Source organism: Staphylococcus sp. AS1337 (genome assembly GCF_051408735.1).
Taxonomy (GTDB): Bacteria; Bacillota; Bacilli; order Staphylococcales; family Staphylococcaceae; genus Staphylococcus; species Staphylococcus xylosus_B.
This window is the reverse complement of the sequence record NZ_JBOIHZ010000003.1, coordinates 172,391-192,596: the sequence shown is the minus strand read 5'-3', so window position 1 is coordinate 192,596 and position 20,206 is coordinate 172,391. Positions and strand designations below refer to the sequence as shown.

Genomic DNA, 20,206 nt, shown 5'->3' with positions numbered 1-20,206 from the left:
ATACAACTATAATTTTCCTCAACAAATACTTGAAGAAAAACTGTAGCAGATATTTTCAAATTATAATTAATGTAATTCAGTGAATATAAAAATTAAAATTAAATATAAATTTAAATAATAAAGGGAGTATTGAAAGTGTTTCTCAACTTGAGTATGATTTAACTAACAAAGGAGGTGGCTATTATTTTTAGTAGAAACACTAAAGACAATAGTAGTAAGCAAAAGGTGAAAAAGCCGTTAGGTTTTGTTTCGGCAATCGTTACGTTAGTGACGATGATTGCAGCAATGCTTTTTACAGTTGCAGTATTAGAAAAGGAACCGCATATTCCTTTATTAATAGGAACAGCTGTAGCGATATTAATTACAATGTTACACGGTTATGAATTTAGTGAAGTTGAAGAAATGATGTATAAGGGGATTCGTCATGCTTTACCAGCAATCGTAATCATTATACTTGTAGGATTGGTAATAGGATCGTGGATAGGCAGTGGTGTAGTCGCTACAATGATTTACTATGGATTACAACTAATAGACCCAAGATACTTTTTATCAGTTGTTATTATCTTATGTAGCATTGTAGCTTTAGCTATAGGCAGTAGTTGGTCGACGATGGCGACTGTGGGGGTCGCATCGATGGGTATTGGCATTAGTATGGGTATATCACCAGGTATGGTTGCTGGTGCAGTGATTTGCGGGTCATACTTTGGTGATAAGATGAGCCCACTATCGGACACTACGAACTTAGCTTCTGGATTAACTGGTGTTGACTTGTTTGCACATATAAAGCATATGTTTTATACGACGATTCCAGCATTAGTTATTTCATTAATTGCTTTTTTCTTTATAGGACAACGCTTTGGTGGAAGAAATTTTGACGCAAAAAACATAAAAGACATTCTTGCGACGATGCAAGATAATTTTTTAATTACACCATGGCTATTACTTATACCAATTATTGTAATTGCACTCGTTGTAGTAAAAGTGCCTGCAATACCAGCAATTTGTGTAGGTATTATATTAGGGTTCTTTGCACAGATATTTTTACAAGGTGGCTCTATTACAGAAGCACTTACAGCTCTGCAAACTGGTTATACAATTGATTCAGGCAATAAATTAGTAGATGAATTGTTCAATCGCGGTGGATTGGAATCAATGTTCTATACGATATCACTGACACTTGTTGCAATGACCTTTGGAGGTGTCCTGGAATATTCTGGTATGCTCACAGCGTTAATTGCTGTTATTTTAAAAGTGGCTAAATCTACGGGATCATTGATCGCGTCCGTTATTGTATCGTGTATTGGAACAAACTTTACCTGTTCTGAACAATATATATCAATTATCGTGCCATCGCGCATGTATATAAATACGTTTAAAGATAAGAAACTGCATCCGAAAAATCTATCTAGAGCTTTAGAAGATGGTGGAACATTGACGTCTGTGTTCGTACCTTGGAATACATGTGGTGTCTTTATTGCATCAACTTTAGGCGTTTCAGTGGTAGAATATGCGCCGTTTGCTATTTTAAATTATACTGTACCAATCATTTCGATTATATTTGGTTATATCGGTTTTAAAATTATCGGTTTAGAGGAAACAGAGAGTGAACAATCGGAACAATCTCAACCAAATGATACAAATTTAGCATAAGGCATAAATACAATAGTGTAATAGCTGTAAATTTTATGAAGGAGCGGGACATAATAGGTGTTCCGCTCTGATTTTTATACTGTAAGTTTGTGAATGACTATATAAAGTATGTGATTGAATTATTAGAAATTATACGTATACTGTACAGTATTAATTATGTTTCAAGTAGAGGTGTAAATATATGGATATTAAACATATGAAATATTTTGTCGAAGTCGTAGATCAAAAAGGAATGACTAACGCTTCAAAATCACTATATATTGCTCAGCCTACGATTAGCAAAGCAATAAAAGATTTAGAAAAAGAACTTAATATGACTTTTTTCGATCGTAGTAAGAGACAACTCGTATTAACTGATGCTGGAAAAGTATTTTACAAAAAATGTAAGGAAATTTTAACTTTATATAAAGATTTACCAAAAGAAATTAATAGCTTGTTAGGATTAGAAACAGGCCATATAAGTATTGGATTATCGGCAGTAATGAACATGAATAAGTTTATACATATCTTAGGAGAGTTTCATCAAGAATATCCAAATGTGACCTACAATCTTGTTGAAAAAGGTGGCAAAATGATTGAGACACAATTAATCAATGACGAAATTGATATTGGTATTACAACGATACCCGTAGACCAAGATATTTTTCACTCTATACCACTTTATCAAGAAGACTTAAAATTAGTAGTAAATAAAGAACATAGACTAGCGAATAGAGAACAGATTAATATGGCTATGTTAAAGGATGAAGATTTTATCTTATTTAATGAAGACTTTTATCTAAATGATAAAATTATTGAAGCGGCAAAAAACGCTGGTTATGTACCAAAAACAATATCTAAAATTTCGCAATGGAATTTTATAGAGAATTTATTAAGTGCACACTTAGGCGTAAGCATATTACCAGAAAATATTGTGAATTTATTAGACGGTAGCTTTAAAAATATTACAATTGATGATCCTGGTATGCGTTGGGAATTGGGAGTTATTTGGAAGCGAGATAAATATCTTAGTCACGCAACAAGAAAATGGATTGAATTTATGAAAGAACGTTTATAAAAAAATAATTTGTAAAGTACCACACTACTTTTAAGAAAGTTTCATTTAAAAAGACATTGTTCATAGCAGGTGGGGCGACGAAAACAATTTTGTACATTGTGTTTTCGTTGTCTCTCTTTTTTTATCTAAATAAATATATAATCTATCAAATAGAAATTTAATTTCTCATAACCATGATTCCAATTAATATTAATTAATATGGAATACTTATAGCTAAATATAATTAAATAAATCGCTTCCATTCATAAAAGTAATGAGTGATATTAAAAATCAATATTTTTATTATATGATTAGGAGTCTTATACTAAGAGATGTAATCAATAAAGTTTAAAATAATAATGCAATAAAGGATGATGAATATTGCAAATATCAAAGAAGGTATCAAAAGTTTTACTGCAAGTATTATTAATTATGGGAATCACTTATATAGGCAATGTAATTCAGAGCGTATTGCATATACCAATTGCAGGTAGCATTGTAGGATTACTTGTATTTTTCCTTTTATTACAGTTTAAAATAATTCCGTCAAAATGGGTCAGTGAAGGCTCTAACTTTTTCCTTACAACGATGGTGTTTTTCTTTGTACCATCAGTAGTTGGTGTTATGGATGTCGTGTCTGATATTAACTTGAATTTTATACTATTCTTTTCAATGATTATATTAGGAACATGTTGTGTCGCATTAATTTCTGGTTTTATAGCTGAGAAAATGGTTAAAACTGCGCGATACGGGAATGGACAAAATTAGATGATATTTTTAAAAGGCTTTTTAATGATTGTTTTAACACTAGCTATGTTTATAGGTGCTAAAAAATTACAGGTGAAATATAAAACGCCATTTTTAAACCCAGCATTAATATCGTCTATAGGAATTATTATTGTACTTCTATTATTTAATGAAGATTATCAAGATTATATGACTGGTGGAAAATGGATTCATTATTTATTGAATTGCACTGTTGTTTGTTTAGCATTTCCACTTTATCAAAATCGCCATAAAATACTACAAAATGCGAGTATTATTTTTAGTAGTGTGCTGACAGCAGTGATGTTAAATTTCATATTCGTATATAGTGTATTAAAAATCTTAGGATATTCAAAAGAAGTAATCGTGACAATGTTACCAAGGTCAATGACTGCTGCGGTAGGCATAGAAGTGTCACATCAACTTGGTGGTATCGATACTATTACAGTTATGTTTATTGTAACTACTGGTTTGATTGGTAGTATTTTAGGTTCTTATTTATTAAGGTTAGGTAAATTTAAAACCTCAATTGCGAAAGGTTTGACTTACGGAAATGCTTCACATGCTTTTGGTACTGCACAAGCATTAGAAATAGATTTAGAATCTGGTGCATTTAGTTCTATTGGAATGATACTAACAGCAGTTCTAAGTTCAATCATCTTACCTATTCTGATCCTTTTCTTATACTAAATGAATACTATTTAGTGATAATAGATTGCGAAGTTAATTAAAAATATTGGAAATCAACTTGAATATTGAAAGGAGCTATTTTGATAATGGCAAAAATTAAAGCGAATGAAGCATTAGTGAAAGCATTACAAGCATGGGATATTGATCACTTATATGGTATTCCTGGTGATTCTATTGATGCAGTGGTTGATAGCTTAAGAACGGAAAGAGATAATATTGAATTTGTCCATGTTCGTCATGAAGAAGTTGCAAGTTTAGCTGCTGCGGGTTATACAAAATTAACTGGTAAAATCGGTGTCGCATTAAGTATCGGCGGCCCTGGAGTTATCCATTTATTAAATGGTATGTACGATGCGAAAATGGATAATGTGCCACAATTGATTTTAGCAGGTCAAACAGACAGTACTGCTTTAGGAACAAAAGCTTTCCAAGAAACAGATGTTAATAAAATGGTCGATGATGTAGCAGTATATAAACATCAAGTAACTGAAAATGATAAAGATATCTTTGGAATTGTAAACGAAGCAATACGTACAGCTTACGAGAAAAAAGGTGTATCTGTTTTAATCTTGCCTAACAACTTATTGACGCGCAAAGTTAAAGACACTACTAACCAAAAAGTAGATACTGCGCCACCAGCTCGTGTAGCACCAAAACCAAATACTATAAAGAAAGCGGCTAAACTCATTAATAAAAGTAAAAAACCAGTAGTATTACTTGGTACTGGTGCACAGCATGCAAAAGATGAAGTCCGTGAATTTATAGAAGCATTTAAGATACCAACGATTGTAACATTACCAGCAAAAACAGTTCTGCCTGATGCACACCCTTATAACATAGGGAACCTTGGTAAAATAGGTACTAAAACAGCATACCAAACGATGCAAGATGCGGATTTATTAATTATGGTTGGTACTAATTATCCTTATGTAGATTATTTACCAAAGAAAAATATCAAAGCAATACAAATTGATACAAATCCAGAAAACATTGGACACCGTTTTGATGTTAATGTGGGCATTCTTGGCGATAGCAAACTAGCATTGCTACAATTAACTGATATGGCTAAGCACGTTACGGATCGCGACTTCTTAAATAAAACATTAGAAAGAAAAGCCACATGGGATGCTTGGATGGCTGAAGATATGGCTAATAACAGTAAACCTATTAGACCGGAACGTTTAATGCATTCTATAAATAAAGTTAGAACAGACGATGCCATCTTCTCTATAGATGTCGGTACAGCAACAGTTTGGTCTACGCGTTATTTAAACTTAACAGTAAATAATAAATTTATTATTTCTAGCTGGTTAGGTACTATGGGTTGTGCGTTACCTACTGCAATAGCTGCCAAACGTGAGTATCCAAATCGCCAAGTAGTTGGTATTATCGGCGATGGTGCGTTTGATATGGTCATGCAAGATTTTGCAACTGCAGTGCAGTATGATTTGCCAATGACATTATTTGTATTAAATAATGAACAACTTTCATTTATTAAATATGAACAACAAGCTGCTGGTGAGTTAGAATATGCTATTAACTTCACTGATATTGACTTAGAAAAATTTGCTGAAAGTTGTGGCGGAGTTGGTTATACACTTAAAGATCCAAACAGAATTGATGAAGTCGTTGAAGCTGCTATGACTGAAAATAAACCAACGATTGTTAATGTTTATGTAGATGAAAATGCAGCACCTTTACCAGGGAAAATTGTAAATGAAGAGGCAATTAACTATGGTAAATGGGCGTTTAGATCTATTACTGAAGATAAAAAATTAGACTTGGATGAATTGCCACCAATGTCAACAGCAGTAAAACGTTTCTTCTAAAATAACAATAAGGCGTTAGTCGCTATAGATAGATCTTTAAAATATTTCTTAATAATAAAAGTTGATGAGATAATTTATTGAAAGATAGTCAACAAAGATAAACGATATAAGTGATTTTATAGGGCGAGAACACGAAACCAAAGTAACTTTTGGTTTGTGTCTCGCTCTTTTTTTATATATTAAGATATTGATAAAAATCCAGACTATGGAATAATAGAGTTAACTAAATTTTCAGACAAAAGTAGAAAAGCATGCATTATATATCAATAACGCTTTGGAGTTATAGTGCAGTGATTATTTTATAGCATAGTGTAGTTAAATTGGAGAGGATGTAAAAATGATTAAAAAAATATTTAAAGGTAATCAATTAAAAACACCGCATACGTATGCACTGTTACTCTTTATTATTATCTTTTCTAGCGTATTGACGTATTTAATTCCTGCTGGTGAGTATGCAAGAGAGAAAAAAGATGGACAAACTTTAGTTATATCAGGTTCATATGAACAAGTTCAGCAACAAGGCGTATCATTCTTTGATATTTTTAGAGCTATACCCGAAGGGCTTCTTAGTGGTGGAGAAATTGTATTTTATATTTTTCTAGTAGGTGGGGCGTTTGGTATTGTACATAAAACTGGTGCATTTGAAAATGGTGTAAATAAAGCAATGCAAACACTAGGTTCATACAAAGTACTGATGATTCCTTTAACTATGACTATTTTTTCGATATTAGGCTTCTCAATAGGGTTAGCAGAAGAAACGATTATCTTTGTTCCTATTGGTATTATTATCGCACGCACACTAGGTTATGACGCGTTGACCGGTGCAGCAATGGTTATTTTGGGAGCGGCAAGTGGTTTTATAGGTGGAATGTTAAACCCTTTTACTGTAGGAGTAGCACAAACAGTGGCAGAATTACCGATGTTTTCGGGGTGGGGCCTACGTACCATTATTTATATATTTATTCTAATTGCTGCAATTACTTCAGTTATGTTATATGCACGTTCTGTAAAACGTGATATGTCTAAATCTTTAGTATACGAATTAGAACAAGTTGAAAGTCACAAAAATAGTGTAATCGAAGCAGCGCGCTTTACAAAACGACAAGCCGTTGGTTTAGGGTTAATAGTCATAGTAATCATATTAAATGTATACGGAATATTTACGTATGGTTGGTCATTTAATGAAATGAGCGCTAACTTTATACTAGCTGGTTTACTAGCTGGTTTCATTGGTGGCCTTGGGTTAAATGGTACATTTGATGCAATGATTGATGGGATGAAAGATATACTGTTTGGTGCTATGATAGTTGGATTTGCAAAAGGTATTATTGTTATTCTAGAAAATGGTCAAGTTATTGATAGTATTGTGCATGGGATGACAACGTTACTTGCGGGGGTACCATCTTCTTTAGTCATTATTGCTATGTTTATATTACAGTTTATGCTCAATTTCTTTATACCATCAGGATCTGGTCAAGCCTTGACTACAATGCCTTTAATGGTACCTATTTCTGATTTGTTAGATATTAATAGACAAATTACAGTGTTAGCATTCCAATACGGTGACGCAATTAGTAATGTATTATTTCCAACGTCAGCTATTTTGATGGGAGCCTTAGCGGTAGGTAAAATAACCTATACGCAATGGTTGAAGTTTGCTTGGAAGATTATTTTAGCTTGGATTATTATCTGTTGTATTGGTATGTCCATTGCACTTATAGTTGGCTATTAGCACGAGTTATTTAGCGCAATTGTATAAGCTTATACAAATTAAAATTTAAAATTTATATTGTATATTTTATAAAAGCGTTATATAATGTAAAAAAACATATCGTTATTTTGCGTGTTACTGGTTAAGCAGGCATGAGCAAACAGAAAGACTATAGGGAATAGTCTGTTTGCTCATGCCTTTTTTTGCGCACTAATAGCGATCAAATTATATTTTGGAAGGGATGTTTTTAGATGTTTAAAAAGCTATTTGGACAGCTTCAGCGTATAGGTAAAGCTTTAATGTTACCAGTCGCTATTTTACCTGCTGCCGGGCTATTATTGGCAATAGGCACAGCTATACAAGGGGAGGAACTACAACACTATCTACCATTTATTCAAAATGCTGGTGTTCAAAGTGTAGCCGAAATGATGGCAGGCGCTGGAAGCAGTATATTTGATAATTTACCAATGATATTTGCTTTGGGTGTTGCGATAGGTTTAGCTGGTGGAGATGGTGTTGCAGCAATTGCAGCATTTGTCGGCTATGTTATTATGAACAAAACGATGGGGGCGTTTTTACATGTGACGCCAGACAACGTTAACGACGCAGCAAGTGGTTATGCAAGTGTCTTAGGCATACCTACATTACAAACGGGTGTGTTTGGCGGTATTATTATTGGGGCGTTAGCAGCGTGGTGTTATAACAAGTTCTATAATATTTCGCTACCGTCCTATTTAGGTTTCTTTGCCGGTAAACGTTTTGTACCGATTATGATGGCAACAACTTCATTTGTATTAGCGTTCCCAATGGCATTAATATGGCCAAGTATTCAATCTGGCTTAAACGCATTTAGTGAAGGTTTATTAGATTCAAATACAGGGGTCGCAGTTTTCTTATTTGGATTTATTAAACGTTTGTTGATTCCATTTGGTTTGCATCATATTTTCCATGCACCGTTTTGGTTTGAATTTGGCGCCTGGAAAAATGCAGCTGGCGAAATAATTCACGGTGACCAACGTATATTTATTGAACAAATTAAAGAAGGTAGTAATTTAACAGCTGGTAAATTTATGCAAGGGGAATTTCCAGTTATGATGTTTGGTCTTCCAGCAGCAGCTTTAGCAATCTATCACACAGCAAAACCTGAAAATAAAAAAGTAGTAGCTGGCCTAATGGGGTCAGCAGCTTTAACTTCTTTCTTAACAGGTATTACAGAACCTTTAGAATTTTCATTCTTATTTGTAGCGCCATTACTATTTTTAATTCATGCAATTCTTGATGGTCTATCTTTCTTAACTTTATATTTACTAGATGTACATTTAGGTTATACATTCTCAGGTGGATTTATCGATTATGTCTTGTTAGGCGTCTTACCTAATAAAACACAATGGTGGTTAGTCATTCCTGTAGGACTGGTCTACGCAGTGATTTACTACTTTGTATTCCGATTCTTTATCCTTAAATTTAAATACAAAACACCAGGTCGCGAAGATAAACAAGCGCAAGTTACGAATTCATCTGCAAGCGAATTACCGTTTAATGTTTTAAATGCAATGGGTGGAGAAGAAAATATCAAACACCTAGATGCATGTATTACGAGATTGCGTGTTGAAGTAGCAGATAAAAGTAAAGTGGATACTGCGGAATTAAAAGCATTAGGTGCTTCAGGTGTACTTGAAGTAGGTAATAATATGCAAGCAATTTTTGGACCTAAATCTGATCAAATCAAACATGATATGTCCTTAATTATGAAAGGTGAAATCACAAAACCTAGTGAGACTACAATTACTGAAGAAGATGAGGAAAATACTGTTCAATTAAATAAAGTCTCAGATACAGAGGTCTATGCTCCGGGTAAAGGACAACTTATTCCTTTATCAGAAGTGCCTGATCAAGTATTTGCTCAAAAAATGATGGGTGATGGTGTAGGCTTTATTCCAGAAGATGGAGAAATTGTAGCGCCATTTGATGGAACCATTAAAACAATCTTTCCGACAAAACATGCTATTGGCTTAGAATCTGAACACGGTATAGAATTATTGATTCATATCGGCATCGATACAGTTAAGTTAAATGGTGAAGGTTTTGAAAGTCTCGTGAATACTGGAGATACGATTAAGAAAGGCCAACCACTTATGAAGGTTGATTTAGACTATATTAAGTCTAACGCACCAAGTATCGTAACACCTTTAATCATAACAAATTTAGAAGATCGTACAATTGAAACAATCGATGCAAAAAATGTATCTATTGATGAAGTAATTATGAAAATTAGTCAAAAATAATAAATTATAAAATTAAAACTAAAAGAGTTCGAGGCATAATAAGATATGTCTCGAGCTTTTTTATCATGTCAGGAATTCACACGAAAATAAAAATGTTGAAATATTCTGAAATTGTAAATATTATTAGAGTTAAGAAAAGAGAAAGTAACGGGTGATAAAAATGAAATATAAACCAACAATGAGTGTAATGTCGAAAGTATCATTAGTCCCACCAGAATTAAATATGGCGGAATCACTATATAGAACAATTAAAAATAACTTTAAACACTTGTCACCATTTTTAGATTTTATAACAGACGATGTGACGATTGAAGATGAACGTGCATATTTAAAAATGATGATTCAGCAACATGCGGACAATAAAGCGAGATTGTTTTTAATTTACTATGAAACAACACTTATAGGTACTGTTGATTTACATAAAATAGATAATAATAATAAAGCTGAAGTAGGTTATTGGATAGCTGAAGGATATACGGGTAAAAACATAGTAACAAATTGTGTTAATCATTTATGTCACTTTGCGTTTGAAACGTTATCTCTTAACAAACTTATAATTAAAGCTGATGTTAGAAATATAGCCAGTAACAAAGTAGCTGAAAAAACAGGATTTACTTTTCTAGCTACAGATGTAGAAGACATCTTTGATGGTGAAAATTATAGAGACATGAATAGATATGTCCTACTTAAAAAGCAATTTGAGCAGCGACAAAGATAATTTGTTATTAGGAGGGAGTATATGGAACTTACTAGAGGCATAAACCATATAGGATTAACAGTTCCTGACATTGAAAGTGCTACTCAGTTTTTTAAAGAAGCTTTAAACGGTAAAATTGCGTATGATAGCCAGACTAAAGCAGACCAGCCGCGAGGAGGGCCACATGTTGAACATGTGTTAAATATTGAAGAAGGGGCAGTAATTATAAAAAAAAGAATGATGGTATTTAATAATGGCCCTAATATAGAGATGTTTGAATTTAAACATGCTACACAAAATAATCCGATATCTTTACAGGATATAGGATTTACACATATTTCATTTTATGTGGATGACTTTGATAACACACTAGCTCAAGTTAAACAAGCTGGAGGTATACCAGTATCTGAGCCACATGGTAATACAAGATATGAAGATACGGCAGGTAATCAAACAGTATATATTAAAACACCATGGGGGAGTTTAATTGAGTTACAAACAGTACCGAATGGTTTTTATTACCCGGACAATAGTGAAGCAACTGTTTTTATACCAGAGCCATAAGCAAATATGACTAAATGGAGGAAAGAAAAATGTTACAAAACAAATTAAATGTAGCTAATTTGAAAACACCTATTCATAAATTAGAACAGTTAAGTGAGACTTTAGGTAAAAATATTTATATTAAAAGAGATGACTATACTGGAACGGAGATTTCTGGTAACAAGGTGCGTAAATTAGAATATACTTTACAATACGTCTTAGACAATGGTTATGATACAGTAATCACAACAGGAGCAATAACATCAAATCACGCAAGAGCGACCGCTGCATTATGTGCACAATTCAACATAACATGTCATTTAATACTTCGAGGTAACTTGGCAGAGTTTGAAGGAAATCTATTTTTAGATGCGATGTTGGGGGCACATATTCATATCATTGAGCCATCAGCTTCAAGAGAAGAAGCAATGGAAGCATTACAAAACGAATTAGAAAAACAAGGAGAACGGACATTTGCTATACCAGCAGGCGCTTCTGATTGGATAGGCTCTCACGGTTATATCAACGCTTTTAATGAGATTGTTGAACAAGAAACAGAGATGGACGTCCAATTCGATTCAATTAATTTAGCCGTCGGTTCTGGAGGAACTTATGCTGGTCTTTGGTACGGTAATATAAGCCATGGCTTAAATAAAAATATCACAGGGTTCGCAGTCACTCAAAGTGCGCATGAATTTAAAACCAAAATAATCGATATATTAACTCATTTAGATGATAGTATAGCGTCATTTGACACGATATCTATCAATGATGATTATATTGGTCTAGGTTATGGACAAGCTACAGATGAAGAATTGCAATTTTATATTGATATTGCCCAACAAGAAGGGATTATTTTAGACCCAACCTACACAGGAAAAGCCTTTAGAGGTTTAGTAGAAGAAATTAAAGCTGGTAGCTACGATAATCAAAATAATATTTTATTTATTCATACAGGTGGATTACAAGGTTACACAAAGGCAACAAGAACGCGTATTCAAGAATTGCTTCCTGAAATTATACAGGATAAATAGTAATAAACTAAAAACTATTATTATGTTTGCGTTAAAGTAATGTATTACAGATGAAGTTTATATTGGTGAATTTGTGTATTACTATATTTATAATATTGAGTTGTAGCATTCTACGTAATTATATAAGGAGCGTAATGAGTCATGACCATTAGAAAATTAGTGTCAGAAAAAGCGATAGAAGTGAATGGTTACGATATAGATGCCATGGGTATCGTAAGTAACATAGTATATATCAGGTGGTTTGAAGATTTGCGTACGGATTTTATAAACCAATATATGCCTTATTCTGATATGATGAATCAACATATTTCACCAATATTAATGAAAACAGAGGCAGAATATAAAACTCCTATAACTATACATGATAAACCTATAGGCCGTTGCTACATTGTAAAAGCGAGCAAATTGCGTTGGGAATTTGAGTTTGAGATTGTGTCTGAGGACAAAGTACATTGTTTAGGTCATCAAAATGGTACGTTTTTTGACCTACAAAAGCAAAAGGTGACAAAATTACCAGAAGTTTTTCAAAGTATACTGTGAGAATAATAGTTAGTTTAGTTAGGAATTTGAATGAGTTCATGTATGGTATTATAAGTAAGCAAAAAGTTTGCTACATTATAGATAAACAAGGCATAATGATATTCAATTTATTAAAATAAAGGTGGTGTTCAATCGTGCAACAAACATTGACAACGATAGATTCATTTCATGACTTTATAGCTCGACATCCATTGGCTGTAATACACATTATGAGGGACAATTGTAGTGTGTGTCATGCAGTATTGCCACAGATAGCTGACATAGTAAAGGACTTTCCTAACGTACCGTTAGGTATTGTTAATCAAAGCGAGTTAGAAGAGATAGCAGGTGAATTATCTATCTTTACTGTACCAGTAGATTTGATATATCTAGATGGAAAAGAAATGCATCGCCAGGGTCGTTTCATTGATATGCAACAATTTGAACATCAATTGAACTTAATGTATCAAAGTTTAGATAACTAAAATTTGATAAGTACTTTTCCATAGTCACTCATATTAATAAAATAATGAAATTCTTGTAATATAATATGAATTTCTATAGGGTTTATTATATTTTTGAAATCTATTAAGCAAATATTATGAAAGAGCTGGGACATTAATTATGTCTCAGTTTTTTTATGCTTTTCCAGAAATTAAATTGCTCATCATAAAAAAGTGGAAAATTTGATAAAAACTGTCATAATTATATTAAATAATGTATGACAAGTAAAATTCATAGTGCTAAGGGGGATTTTTATGCGAATTGAAAGAATTTGCCCAAATGAAGCGGAAGCGCTTTATGATTGTATGAGAAAAATTGATGAAGAGTCCCAATATATGCTCTATTTACCAGATGAAAGAAATTTCGATAAAGAACGTTTTATAGATGACATAAAGCGCAATTTTTATATTGGTGTCAAGTCGGAAAATAACCAAATCTTAGGTTATTTATCAGTACATATTAGTACATTAACAAAGGTGAGGCATATTGGTTACATTGTTACTGGGTTAATCAATGATTTGCAACAACAAGGTTTAGCGACGCAAATGTTTGATGAAACTTTTAAATGGGCTGAACGCAAAGGCCTCAGAAGGTTGGAATTAACAGTGATTACTACTAATAAACCCGCTGTAAATTTTTATGAAAAGATAGGCTTTAAGATTGAAGGGATTAAACATAAGTCTGTTTATATGGATGGTCATTTTTTTGATGAATTGTATATGTCTATGATGTTGAATGAATTCTATAATACTGAGTCTGAAAATATATGGTAGGGGCTTCATGAATTTCAAAAATGTCACAGTTAGTTAATGAGATAGTTCCTTTTGTTAAAATTATTGTTGAGTGTGTTATAAACTATATGTAATAGCAATATTAGTGTACTAGGCAAGGAGGAAAAATTATGATAAAAAAAATAGCTACATTATCAAGTGTGACAATTGCCGCTTCATATCTATACGTAAAAGTAAGAGAAAAACGAAGTTATAAAAGCTTTTTATATGAATTAATGTTAAAATTCACTAATACGAAAAGTTCATTTGTAAATGTTGAAAATGCGCAAAAAAGTTTAGATGCTGTGAAAGAAAAAACAAAGGGTCTATACGATGGTACAGAATATCGTTTTAAACATAGGGCGCAAGCGACAACAGTACAACAGTCTACTGTTTATACGATCAATAATCAATCTGATAGACAACAACAAGTCGTATTATATATACACGGTGGTGCTTGGTTCCAAAATCCAATGAAAATTCACTTTGATTATATCGATACACTTGCAAGTGAATTGAATGCGAAAATCGTCTTACCTATTTATCCAAAAGTGCCACATGCGACTTATAAAGAGACATTTTCATTATTAAAAGAAATATATGAAAGTATTGTAAGGGAGGTAGAAGATCCACATCAAATTATAGTGATGGGAGATTCAGCTGGTGGGCAAATCGCGTTATCATTTGCTCAGTATATTAAAATGCAATCACTACCTCAGCCAAGTAATATTATTTTGATTTCTCCTGTACTAGATGCAACATTATCTAATCCAGAGTCAGCAGTTTATGAAGAAATTGATCCGATGTTAGCTAGAGAAGGAAGTAAGTTTTTTTTAGAACTATGGTCTGGAGATTTACCATTAACAGATTGGCGTGTTTCCCCGATGTTTGGAGATTTAGAAGAGCTTGGGCATATTACGTTAATCATTGGTACAAAGGAAACATTATATCCAGATGCACTTAAACTTTCGAATATGTTGAATAAAAAGAATATAAGTCATGATTTTTTACCAGAGTATAACTTGTTTCATATTTATCCCGTATTTCCAATTCCTGAAAGAGCCCAAGTAATAACAAAGATAAAGCAGATCATTAAAAAATATTAGTCTTAGTATGAAGTAAAGTAGTTCAATAACGGAATGATAAAACTTAAATTTCTAAAATATAATAAAGAAGTGAGTTAGCAGTCTAATGTTTAATTTAGACCAGTTAACTCACTTCTTTTTAATTATTTATTAGAATAAATCATATAGTTGTTAACATCAATTTAATAGTGTATTAATTTTTATTTTAGATTTTTTAAGTAAGTAGGGAAAAATTCTGTGTATAAATCAATGAATTTGAAGTAACTCTCTTTCTCAACATATTCGTCTACTTGATGGGCCTGACTTACTAAGCCAGGGCCATACATGATAAATGAAAAATCTTCATCTTTATCAACTAATAAATCGGAAGCATCTGTAACTCCTGGCGATGCTTCGTAAGGTAAATCTGTATTTAAATATTTTAACCCTAAATCGTGAGCTAGCGTTGCTAGGCTATTTTTACCGGTTGTATAAACTGGAGGTCTAGACATATACGTATCAATTTCTATATCTGTATTATCGGTTTCAACTTGTTTTAAAATTTCGTTGAAATAAGTTATGAATTGGTCATTGTCATGTTCAGGAATAGTGCGAATGTTAAACTCAGATTCAGCATGTTCTGGTATAGAGTTTACTTGATTGCCACCATTGAAGATTGTAGCGTTCATAATTGGATTTCCTAATAAATCATTATTTTTATCAAATTTAGCGAATCCTTCATCCGCTTTATATACAAATTTAACTAAAGGTGAGATTGCATTAAATCCTAATTGTGGCATAGAGCTATGGGCAGCTTTTCCTCTTGAAATAACGCGAATGTCCATAGAACCTTTATGTGCATAGATGATTCTATCTTGTGAAGGCTCTGCAATAACTAGTGCCTCTACATCTTTCATGTAACCTTCTTGTTGGAAAGTTTTAGCCCCTTCACCGACAATTTCTTCTCCTGCAGTGGCTAATAGTCTGATACGACCATATTTTAATAAGTTTTGGTCATGGATATCAATCATGCTTAATACTAAAGCAGCTAATCCAGATTTCATATCGGCTGCTCCACGACCATATAGTTTGCCATCTACTTCAGTCAATTTAAATGGATCAAATGTCCATTTATTAATATCGCCTTCAGATACGACATCCATATGACCAGAAATACCTAAAACAGGCCCTTCGGTTCCAATCTCTGCAACTAAGTTGGCTCTCGTATCATTGATTTTAATTATTTTTGATTCGATACCGTGTTGTGATAATAAGTCTTTTAAGTATTTACAAACTTGGATTTCATGGTCATTTACGGATTTGATTGTCACTAAATCCTCTAAAATTTGAACCTTTTCACTATCTGTAAATTTACTCATAATTAAAAACCCCTTTTCAATAAATATAAAATTCAGACAATTTAAGTATAGCTAATAAAATTGAATAATTGTAACTAAAAGGGTTGAATTTAACATAAAGAAAATTTTGGGGGACAATACTTTGTAACATATATTAATAAAATGATAGAGCTTATCAACTTTGTTCTAAAGTCCATGTATGATGCTGATCATCTTTCAATGAAGATATTTTATTTAATTTGTAATCGTTACTAGATTGTGAACCTTGAGGTATATCACTAGATTCAGTAGTTTTTAACTCAGAAGATTGGGAACTGTTGTTGATATAGTCTACGTTTTCAATATTTTTAGTGTTATCAGAATCTAATACAGCGCCTCTCATATCATTACCTTGAAAACTTCCTACTAAAAGCATAACCAGATAAGCGCAACAAATAATCGCTACAATAGCAAGATATATTGAAACCACCAATTTGACTGATTTACTCATAAACTACCTCCTAAAATTTGTATCAGTTGTCCCTTACACATATAAGATAACATGTAAATTTTAAGGCTATGTAAAATTGAGGTAAATAATATATTTATTTATTTTCGTTATAAATTCTTAGAGGAATAAAAAACATTAAAATTATTCATGTAAAAATAAAACATATGCAAAAATCAACAAAAGCTTTTGTATAAGGGTTTATAAGTGTATTTAATTTTTTTGCAGATGAATTGTAAACTCAGATTTACAAATTATTAATAGATAATTCAAACTATTTAAACTAAATCAATAACTGCATGATAGCATGTCATTATCAAAAGATAGCAGTAGATTAGACATGTCATTTAATAATATTGAAATTCTACGCTATTTTGAATACATAAAATTAAATAGGTTGTTGAAAAGAGGGATAAAATTTGCTACTAATCATAATTTGTATCGGGGTTATTCTTTGGTTAGGTATTGTTGAAAAGAAAAGGCATTCTAACAGATTAGAAAAGATTCCTATACGTATCAATATAAATGGTATTAGAGGTAAATCTACTATAACTAGATTGATTTACAGTACTTTACGTGAGGATAACTATCGCGTTATTGGCAAAACAACAGGTACAGATGCGCGTATGATGTATTGGTTTACACCTAGAGAATATCCAGTTTATAGAAAACCACAAGGAGCTAATATTGGAGAACAACGCGATATTATCAGGAAAGTTGTTAAACAAAAAGCCAACGCTTTAGTTAATGAATGTATGGCTGTGAATCCCGATTATCAAATTACGTTCCAGAAAGATCTTGTTAAAGCTAATATAGGAGTCATCGTCAATGTAATGGAGGATCATATGGATGTTCTTGGACCAACGTTAAATGAAGTGGCGGAGGCTTTTACAGCAACTATTCCTTATAGAGGACATCTTGTTGTTATGAAAGATGATTATACAGACTTTTTTGCTAAAGTGGCCAAAAGGCGTAAGACTAAGCTTATCGTTGTAGATAAGGAAGAAGTGCCAGAATCGTATTTAAGGAAATTTGGTTATATTGTGTTCCCTGATAATGTAGCCATTGCAATGGGTGTTGCAGAAGCACTTGGTATTGATAGAGAAATCGCATTAAAAGGTATGCTGAATGCACCGCCAGATGTTGGAGCCGTTGAAGTTAAATACTTTGATGCTAATCAGTCAACCAATGTTTATGTCAATGCATTTGCTGCTAATGAACCGAAATCAACTAAGGCAATTTTAAATAAGGTAGAAAGCTATAACTACCCATATAAGAGAATTGTTATTATCTTAAATTGCCGTTCTGATAGAGTCGATAGAACAAGGCAGTTTGCTGAGGATTTTATTACTGAAGTTGATTTTGACACATTGATTTGTACTGGTAAGAGTACGCAAATGGTTACTGAAGTAATGAAAGGACAACCTGATAAAAAGTATTTGAATTTTGAAGGTAGAGATATAAAAGAAATAGAGCAAGCGTTATACCAAGAGTCTCAAAACTCATTGATATTTTGTGTGGGTAATATCCATGGACCAGGTAAACAAATAGCGCAGTATATAGAAGGGATCAAATAATATGATAGGTTCAGAATTATATTTTTCATTATTTGTTGGCATTGTATTAAGTTTAATCTTCGCTGAAAAATTTGGTATTAGTCCAGCTGGATTAGTAGTACCTGGATATTTAGCTTTAATTTTTGATCAACCGATTATGCTATTATCTGTACTCATCATTAGCTGTATTACATACTTTATCGTAAATCATGGTATAAGTCGGATTGTTATATTATATGGCCGAAGGAAGTTTGCAGCCATGATCTTGACCGGAATGGTTTTGAAATTTATTTTTGACTTAATATATCCAGTGACACCATTTGAAATGGTCGAAATGTCGGGCATAGGTGTGGTTATACCAGGAATTATAGCAAACACGATTCAAAAGCAAGGTGTCATTATTACTTTATCAACTTGTATGCTTTTAACATGTATCACTTATGTCATTTTATTCTTTTATAGCTTTATCAACTAGTAAGGAGCATATATATGAAGAATTCTAAAAGATTTTCAATAGAAGAACGCATACTCAAGTGGACTAAACGGCATAAGAAAAGAAATACAATTTACACTAGCATTATTTTAATTATAGCTATTGTACTTTTAGTATTTGTCATGACATCACAAAAAATTGAACCCGTTAAAGCTATGGATAAAGGTCAAGGTGATATAAGAATGACATATTTAGGAAATGTCGAATTAAATAACCACATCAGGAAGAATAATATTAGCGAAGTTTTTAGTGCTATTAAGCCAATTTTAAAAGGGAGTGATTATTCTACGGCAAGTTTACAAGTATCGAAATTCTCAGATGATAGAAAAACAAATATTAATAAAAACTTAGAAAATGTAATGTTTTTAAGGAATTTGAATATAAAAAGCTTAAACCTTATCAACCAAGTTACAGACAATGTAACTGCGAGAGACTTAATGAAATCAGTAGAAGCTCAATCAGGCTATAACTATTTAACTGGAAATGGCTCCAATGCTATCAATAGTAAAACAGTACAACAAACGGTTAAAAATAAAAAAATTGCTAATGTATCTTTTACTGATGTTGAATCAGACTATACAGATACATTAAAAAATACGACATCAGTTAGTTTGGAGCCAAACATTTATATCCCATTAATTAAAAAACTTAAAGAAAACAATGATTATGTAGTTGTTAACGTTGATTGGGGTATCACAGATGAACGATCAGTTACTACTAGACAAAGAGAATACGCGCATTCGTTAGCTGATGCGGGTGCCGATGTGATAATTGGTCATAATTCGGTAGTACAAGAAATAGAAAAATACAAAGACACCAGTATCTTTTACAGTTTAGGCAATGTAACATCAGAAGATTTTTTATCTAAAAACAAACAAGGTTTAGCAGTGCAACAAAATTGGAACGGTGACCAGTCTCAGTTTACAGTGACGCCAATTAAGTCACAAGGTGGACAAATTACTAAATCTAACCCAAGTAAAGTAGAAGAAATCAAGTTACTTAATAATATTGAAGGTAAAGACATAAATTTAAAAAAAGAGAATGGAGGTTACGTTTATGAACATTAAAAAACATTGGGTAAGTATAACAGTTGTTTCAGTTGTATTGGTTGTTTTACTATTAATTGTTTTCGCGAGAGCGAACGAAGGATTAGATCAATATGAACTAAATGAATTGAAAACTTCTCATCACCAATATCTTTCTAAAGGAGCTTAA

Annotated in this window: 20 protein-coding genes; 18 read left to right on the top strand and 2 right to left on the bottom strand. The window is 32.4% G+C overall.

Annotated elements, in window-relative coordinates; genetic code table 11:
• The first annotated feature begins 174 nt into the window (after positions 1–174).
• The 14 genes from nhaC to ACSUE0_RS06350 all read left to right on the top strand — a co-directional run bounded on the left by nhaC (position 175) and on the right by ACSUE0_RS06350 (position 15,139).
• The gene (nhaC, locus tag ACSUE0_RS06415; protein ID WP_436956595.1) at positions 175–1,650 is read left to right on the top strand and encodes a Na+/H+ antiporter NhaC; all 1,476 of its coding nucleotides are present in this window, start codon (positions 175–177) and stop codon (positions 1,648–1,650) included.
• A gap of 181 nt (positions 1,651–1,831) precedes the next feature.
• Positions 1,832–2,707, top strand: a complete 876-nt coding sequence (cidR, locus tag ACSUE0_RS06410) for a cidABC operon transcriptional activator CidR (RefSeq protein ID WP_017723761.1) — start codon at positions 1,832–1,834, stop codon at positions 2,705–2,707.
• A 360-nt stretch (positions 2,708–3,067) separates the two neighbouring features.
• Positions 3,068–3,454, top strand: coding sequence for a CidA/LrgA family protein (locus ACSUE0_RS06405; RefSeq protein ID WP_017723760.1), 387 nt, complete (start codon positions 3,068–3,070; stop codon positions 3,452–3,454).
• Positions 3,455–4,141 (top strand): LrgB family protein, encoded by a 687-nt coding sequence (locus tag ACSUE0_RS06400; RefSeq protein ID WP_119614414.1) that lies wholly within the window; start codon positions 3,455–3,457, stop codon positions 4,139–4,141.
• An 86-nt stretch (positions 4,142–4,227) separates the two neighbouring features.
• Positions 4,228–5,970: a pyruvate oxidase gene (locus tag ACSUE0_RS06395; RefSeq protein WP_119614413.1), complete on the top strand. Its 1,743-nt coding sequence runs from the start codon at positions 4,228–4,230 to the stop codon at positions 5,968–5,970.
• Positions 5,971–6,307: 337 nt separating this feature from the next.
• Entirely contained in the window at positions 6,308–7,702 is a 1,395-nt protein-coding gene (locus ACSUE0_RS06390; RefSeq protein WP_436956592.1) for a YfcC family protein, read from the top strand.
• Between the two features lie 230 nt (positions 7,703–7,932).
• A complete protein-coding gene (ptsG, locus tag ACSUE0_RS06385) occupies positions 7,933–9,966 on the top strand; it encodes a glucose-specific PTS transporter subunit IIBC (protein WP_119614411.1) in 2,034 nt (677 codons plus the stop codon).
• A 160-nt stretch (positions 9,967–10,126) separates the two neighbouring features.
• Positions 10,127–10,684 (top strand): GNAT family N-acetyltransferase, encoded by a 558-nt coding sequence (locus tag ACSUE0_RS06380; RefSeq protein WP_119614410.1) that lies wholly within the window; start codon positions 10,127–10,129, stop codon positions 10,682–10,684.
• A gap of 21 nt (positions 10,685–10,705) precedes the next feature.
• Complete coding sequence (locus ACSUE0_RS06375; protein ID WP_119614409.1) at positions 10,706–11,227, top strand: VOC family protein; 522 nt, start codon at positions 10,706–10,708, stop codon at positions 11,225–11,227.
• 29 nt (positions 11,228–11,256) lie between these two features.
• Complete coding sequence (locus ACSUE0_RS06370) at positions 11,257–12,240, top strand: D-cysteine desulfhydrase family protein (RefSeq protein WP_119614408.1); 984 nt, start codon at positions 11,257–11,259, stop codon at positions 12,238–12,240.
• A gap of 141 nt (positions 12,241–12,381) precedes the next feature.
• Positions 12,382–12,780, top strand: a complete 399-nt coding sequence (locus ACSUE0_RS06365; RefSeq protein WP_119614407.1) for an acyl-CoA thioesterase — start codon at positions 12,382–12,384, stop codon at positions 12,778–12,780.
• Between the two features lie 134 nt (positions 12,781–12,914).
• Positions 12,915–13,244 carry a thioredoxin family protein gene (locus ACSUE0_RS06360; RefSeq protein ID WP_042362004.1) on the top strand — a complete coding sequence of 110 codons (330 nt, stop codon included), beginning with the start codon at positions 12,915–12,917 and terminating at the stop codon, positions 13,242–13,244.
• A gap of 273 nt (positions 13,245–13,517) precedes the next feature.
• Entirely contained in the window at positions 13,518–14,036 is a 519-nt protein-coding gene (locus tag ACSUE0_RS06355) for a GNAT family N-acetyltransferase (RefSeq protein WP_119613279.1), read from the top strand.
• A 128-nt stretch (positions 14,037–14,164) separates the two neighbouring features.
• Positions 14,165–15,139: an alpha/beta hydrolase fold domain-containing protein gene (locus tag ACSUE0_RS06350; protein WP_119613280.1), complete on the top strand. Its 975-nt coding sequence runs from the start codon at positions 14,165–14,167 to the stop codon at positions 15,137–15,139.
• 179 nt (positions 15,140–15,318) lie between these two features.
• Here ACSUE0_RS06350 and ACSUE0_RS06345 read toward each other — a convergent pair whose 3' ends face one another.
• Together ACSUE0_RS06345 and ACSUE0_RS06340 are read right to left on the bottom strand one after the other, a co-directional pair.
• Positions 15,319–16,476, bottom strand: a complete 1,158-nt coding sequence (locus ACSUE0_RS06345; RefSeq protein WP_119613281.1) for an ArgE/DapE family deacylase — start codon at positions 16,474–16,476, stop codon at positions 15,319–15,321.
• Between the two features lie 154 nt (positions 16,477–16,630).
• Positions 16,631–16,945: a hypothetical protein gene (locus ACSUE0_RS06340; protein ID WP_119613282.1), complete on the bottom strand. Its 315-nt coding sequence runs from the start codon at positions 16,943–16,945 to the stop codon at positions 16,631–16,633.
• Positions 16,946–17,361: 416 nt separating this feature from the next.
• Between ACSUE0_RS06340 and pgsB the strand changes: the two genes are divergently transcribed.
• From pgsB to ACSUE0_RS06320, 4 genes are read left to right on the top strand one after another with little or no spacing between them, the layout of a single operon-like run.
• Positions 17,362–18,519, top strand: coding sequence for a poly-gamma-glutamate synthase PgsB (gene pgsB / locus ACSUE0_RS06335; RefSeq protein WP_119613283.1), 1,158 nt, complete (start codon positions 17,362–17,364; stop codon positions 18,517–18,519).
• A gap of 1 nt (position 18,520) precedes the next feature.
• Entirely contained in the window at positions 18,521–18,973 is a 453-nt protein-coding gene (gene pgsC / locus ACSUE0_RS06330; RefSeq protein ID WP_107531013.1) for a poly-gamma-glutamate biosynthesis protein PgsC, read from the top strand.
• A 14-nt stretch (positions 18,974–18,987) separates the two neighbouring features.
• A complete protein-coding gene (locus ACSUE0_RS06325) occupies positions 18,988–20,058 on the top strand; it encodes a CapA family protein (RefSeq protein ID WP_119613284.1) in 1,071 nt (356 codons plus the stop codon).
• A complete protein-coding gene (locus ACSUE0_RS06320) occupies positions 20,048–20,206 on the top strand; it encodes a hypothetical protein (protein WP_167750726.1) in 159 nt (52 codons plus the stop codon). The genes ACSUE0_RS06325 and ACSUE0_RS06320 overlap by 11 nt, the downstream gene beginning before the upstream one ends.

What these genes read in the sequence shown, in the direction of transcription:
- ACSUE0_RS06375 (WP_119614409.1), top strand. Translation starts at nt 10,706, where the DNA reads ATGGAACTTACTAGAGGCATAAACCATATAGGATTAACAGTTCCTGAC.
- ACSUE0_RS06395 (WP_119614413.1), top strand. Translation starts at nt 4,228, where the DNA reads ATGGCAAAAATTAAAGCGAATGAAGCATTAGTGAAAGCATTACAAGCA.
- ACSUE0_RS06370 (WP_119614408.1), top strand. Translation starts at nt 11,257, where the DNA reads ATGTTACAAAACAAATTAAATGTAGCTAATTTGAAAACACCTATTCAT.
- ACSUE0_RS06380 (WP_119614410.1), top strand. Translation starts at nt 10,127, where the DNA reads ATGAAATATAAACCAACAATGAGTGTAATGTCGAAAGTATCATTAGTC.
- ACSUE0_RS06320 (WP_167750726.1), top strand. Translation starts at nt 20,048, where the DNA reads ATGAACATTAAAAAACATTGGGTAAGTATAACAGTTGTTTCAGTTGTA.
- ACSUE0_RS06350 (WP_119613280.1), top strand. Translation starts at nt 14,165, where the DNA reads ATGATAAAAAAAATAGCTACATTATCAAGTGTGACAATTGCCGCTTCA.
- ACSUE0_RS06345 (WP_119613281.1), bottom strand. Translation starts at nt 16,476, where the DNA reads ATGAGTAAATTTACAGATAGTGAAAAGGTTCAAATTTTAGAGGATTTA.
- ACSUE0_RS06325 (WP_119613284.1), top strand. Translation starts at nt 18,988, where the DNA reads ATGAAGAATTCTAAAAGATTTTCAATAGAAGAACGCATACTCAAGTGG.
- pgsC (WP_107531013.1), top strand. Translation starts at nt 18,521, where the DNA reads ATGATAGGTTCAGAATTATATTTTTCATTATTTGTTGGCATTGTATTA.
- ACSUE0_RS06400 (WP_119614414.1), top strand. Translation starts at nt 3,455, where the DNA reads ATGATATTTTTAAAAGGCTTTTTAATGATTGTTTTAACACTAGCTATG.
- ACSUE0_RS06340 (WP_119613282.1), bottom strand. Translation starts at nt 16,945, where the DNA reads ATGAGTAAATCAGTCAAATTGGTGGTTTCAATATATCTTGCTATTGTA.
- cidR (WP_017723761.1), top strand. Translation starts at nt 1,832, where the DNA reads ATGGATATTAAACATATGAAATATTTTGTCGAAGTCGTAGATCAAAAA.
- ptsG (WP_119614411.1), top strand. Translation starts at nt 7,933, where the DNA reads ATGTTTAAAAAGCTATTTGGACAGCTTCAGCGTATAGGTAAAGCTTTA.
- ACSUE0_RS06390 (WP_436956592.1), top strand. Translation starts at nt 6,308, where the DNA reads ATGATTAAAAAAATATTTAAAGGTAATCAATTAAAAACACCGCATACG.
- ACSUE0_RS06355 (WP_119613279.1), top strand. Translation starts at nt 13,518, where the DNA reads ATGCGAATTGAAAGAATTTGCCCAAATGAAGCGGAAGCGCTTTATGAT.
- ACSUE0_RS06365 (WP_119614407.1), top strand. Translation starts at nt 12,382, where the DNA reads ATGACCATTAGAAAATTAGTGTCAGAAAAAGCGATAGAAGTGAATGGT.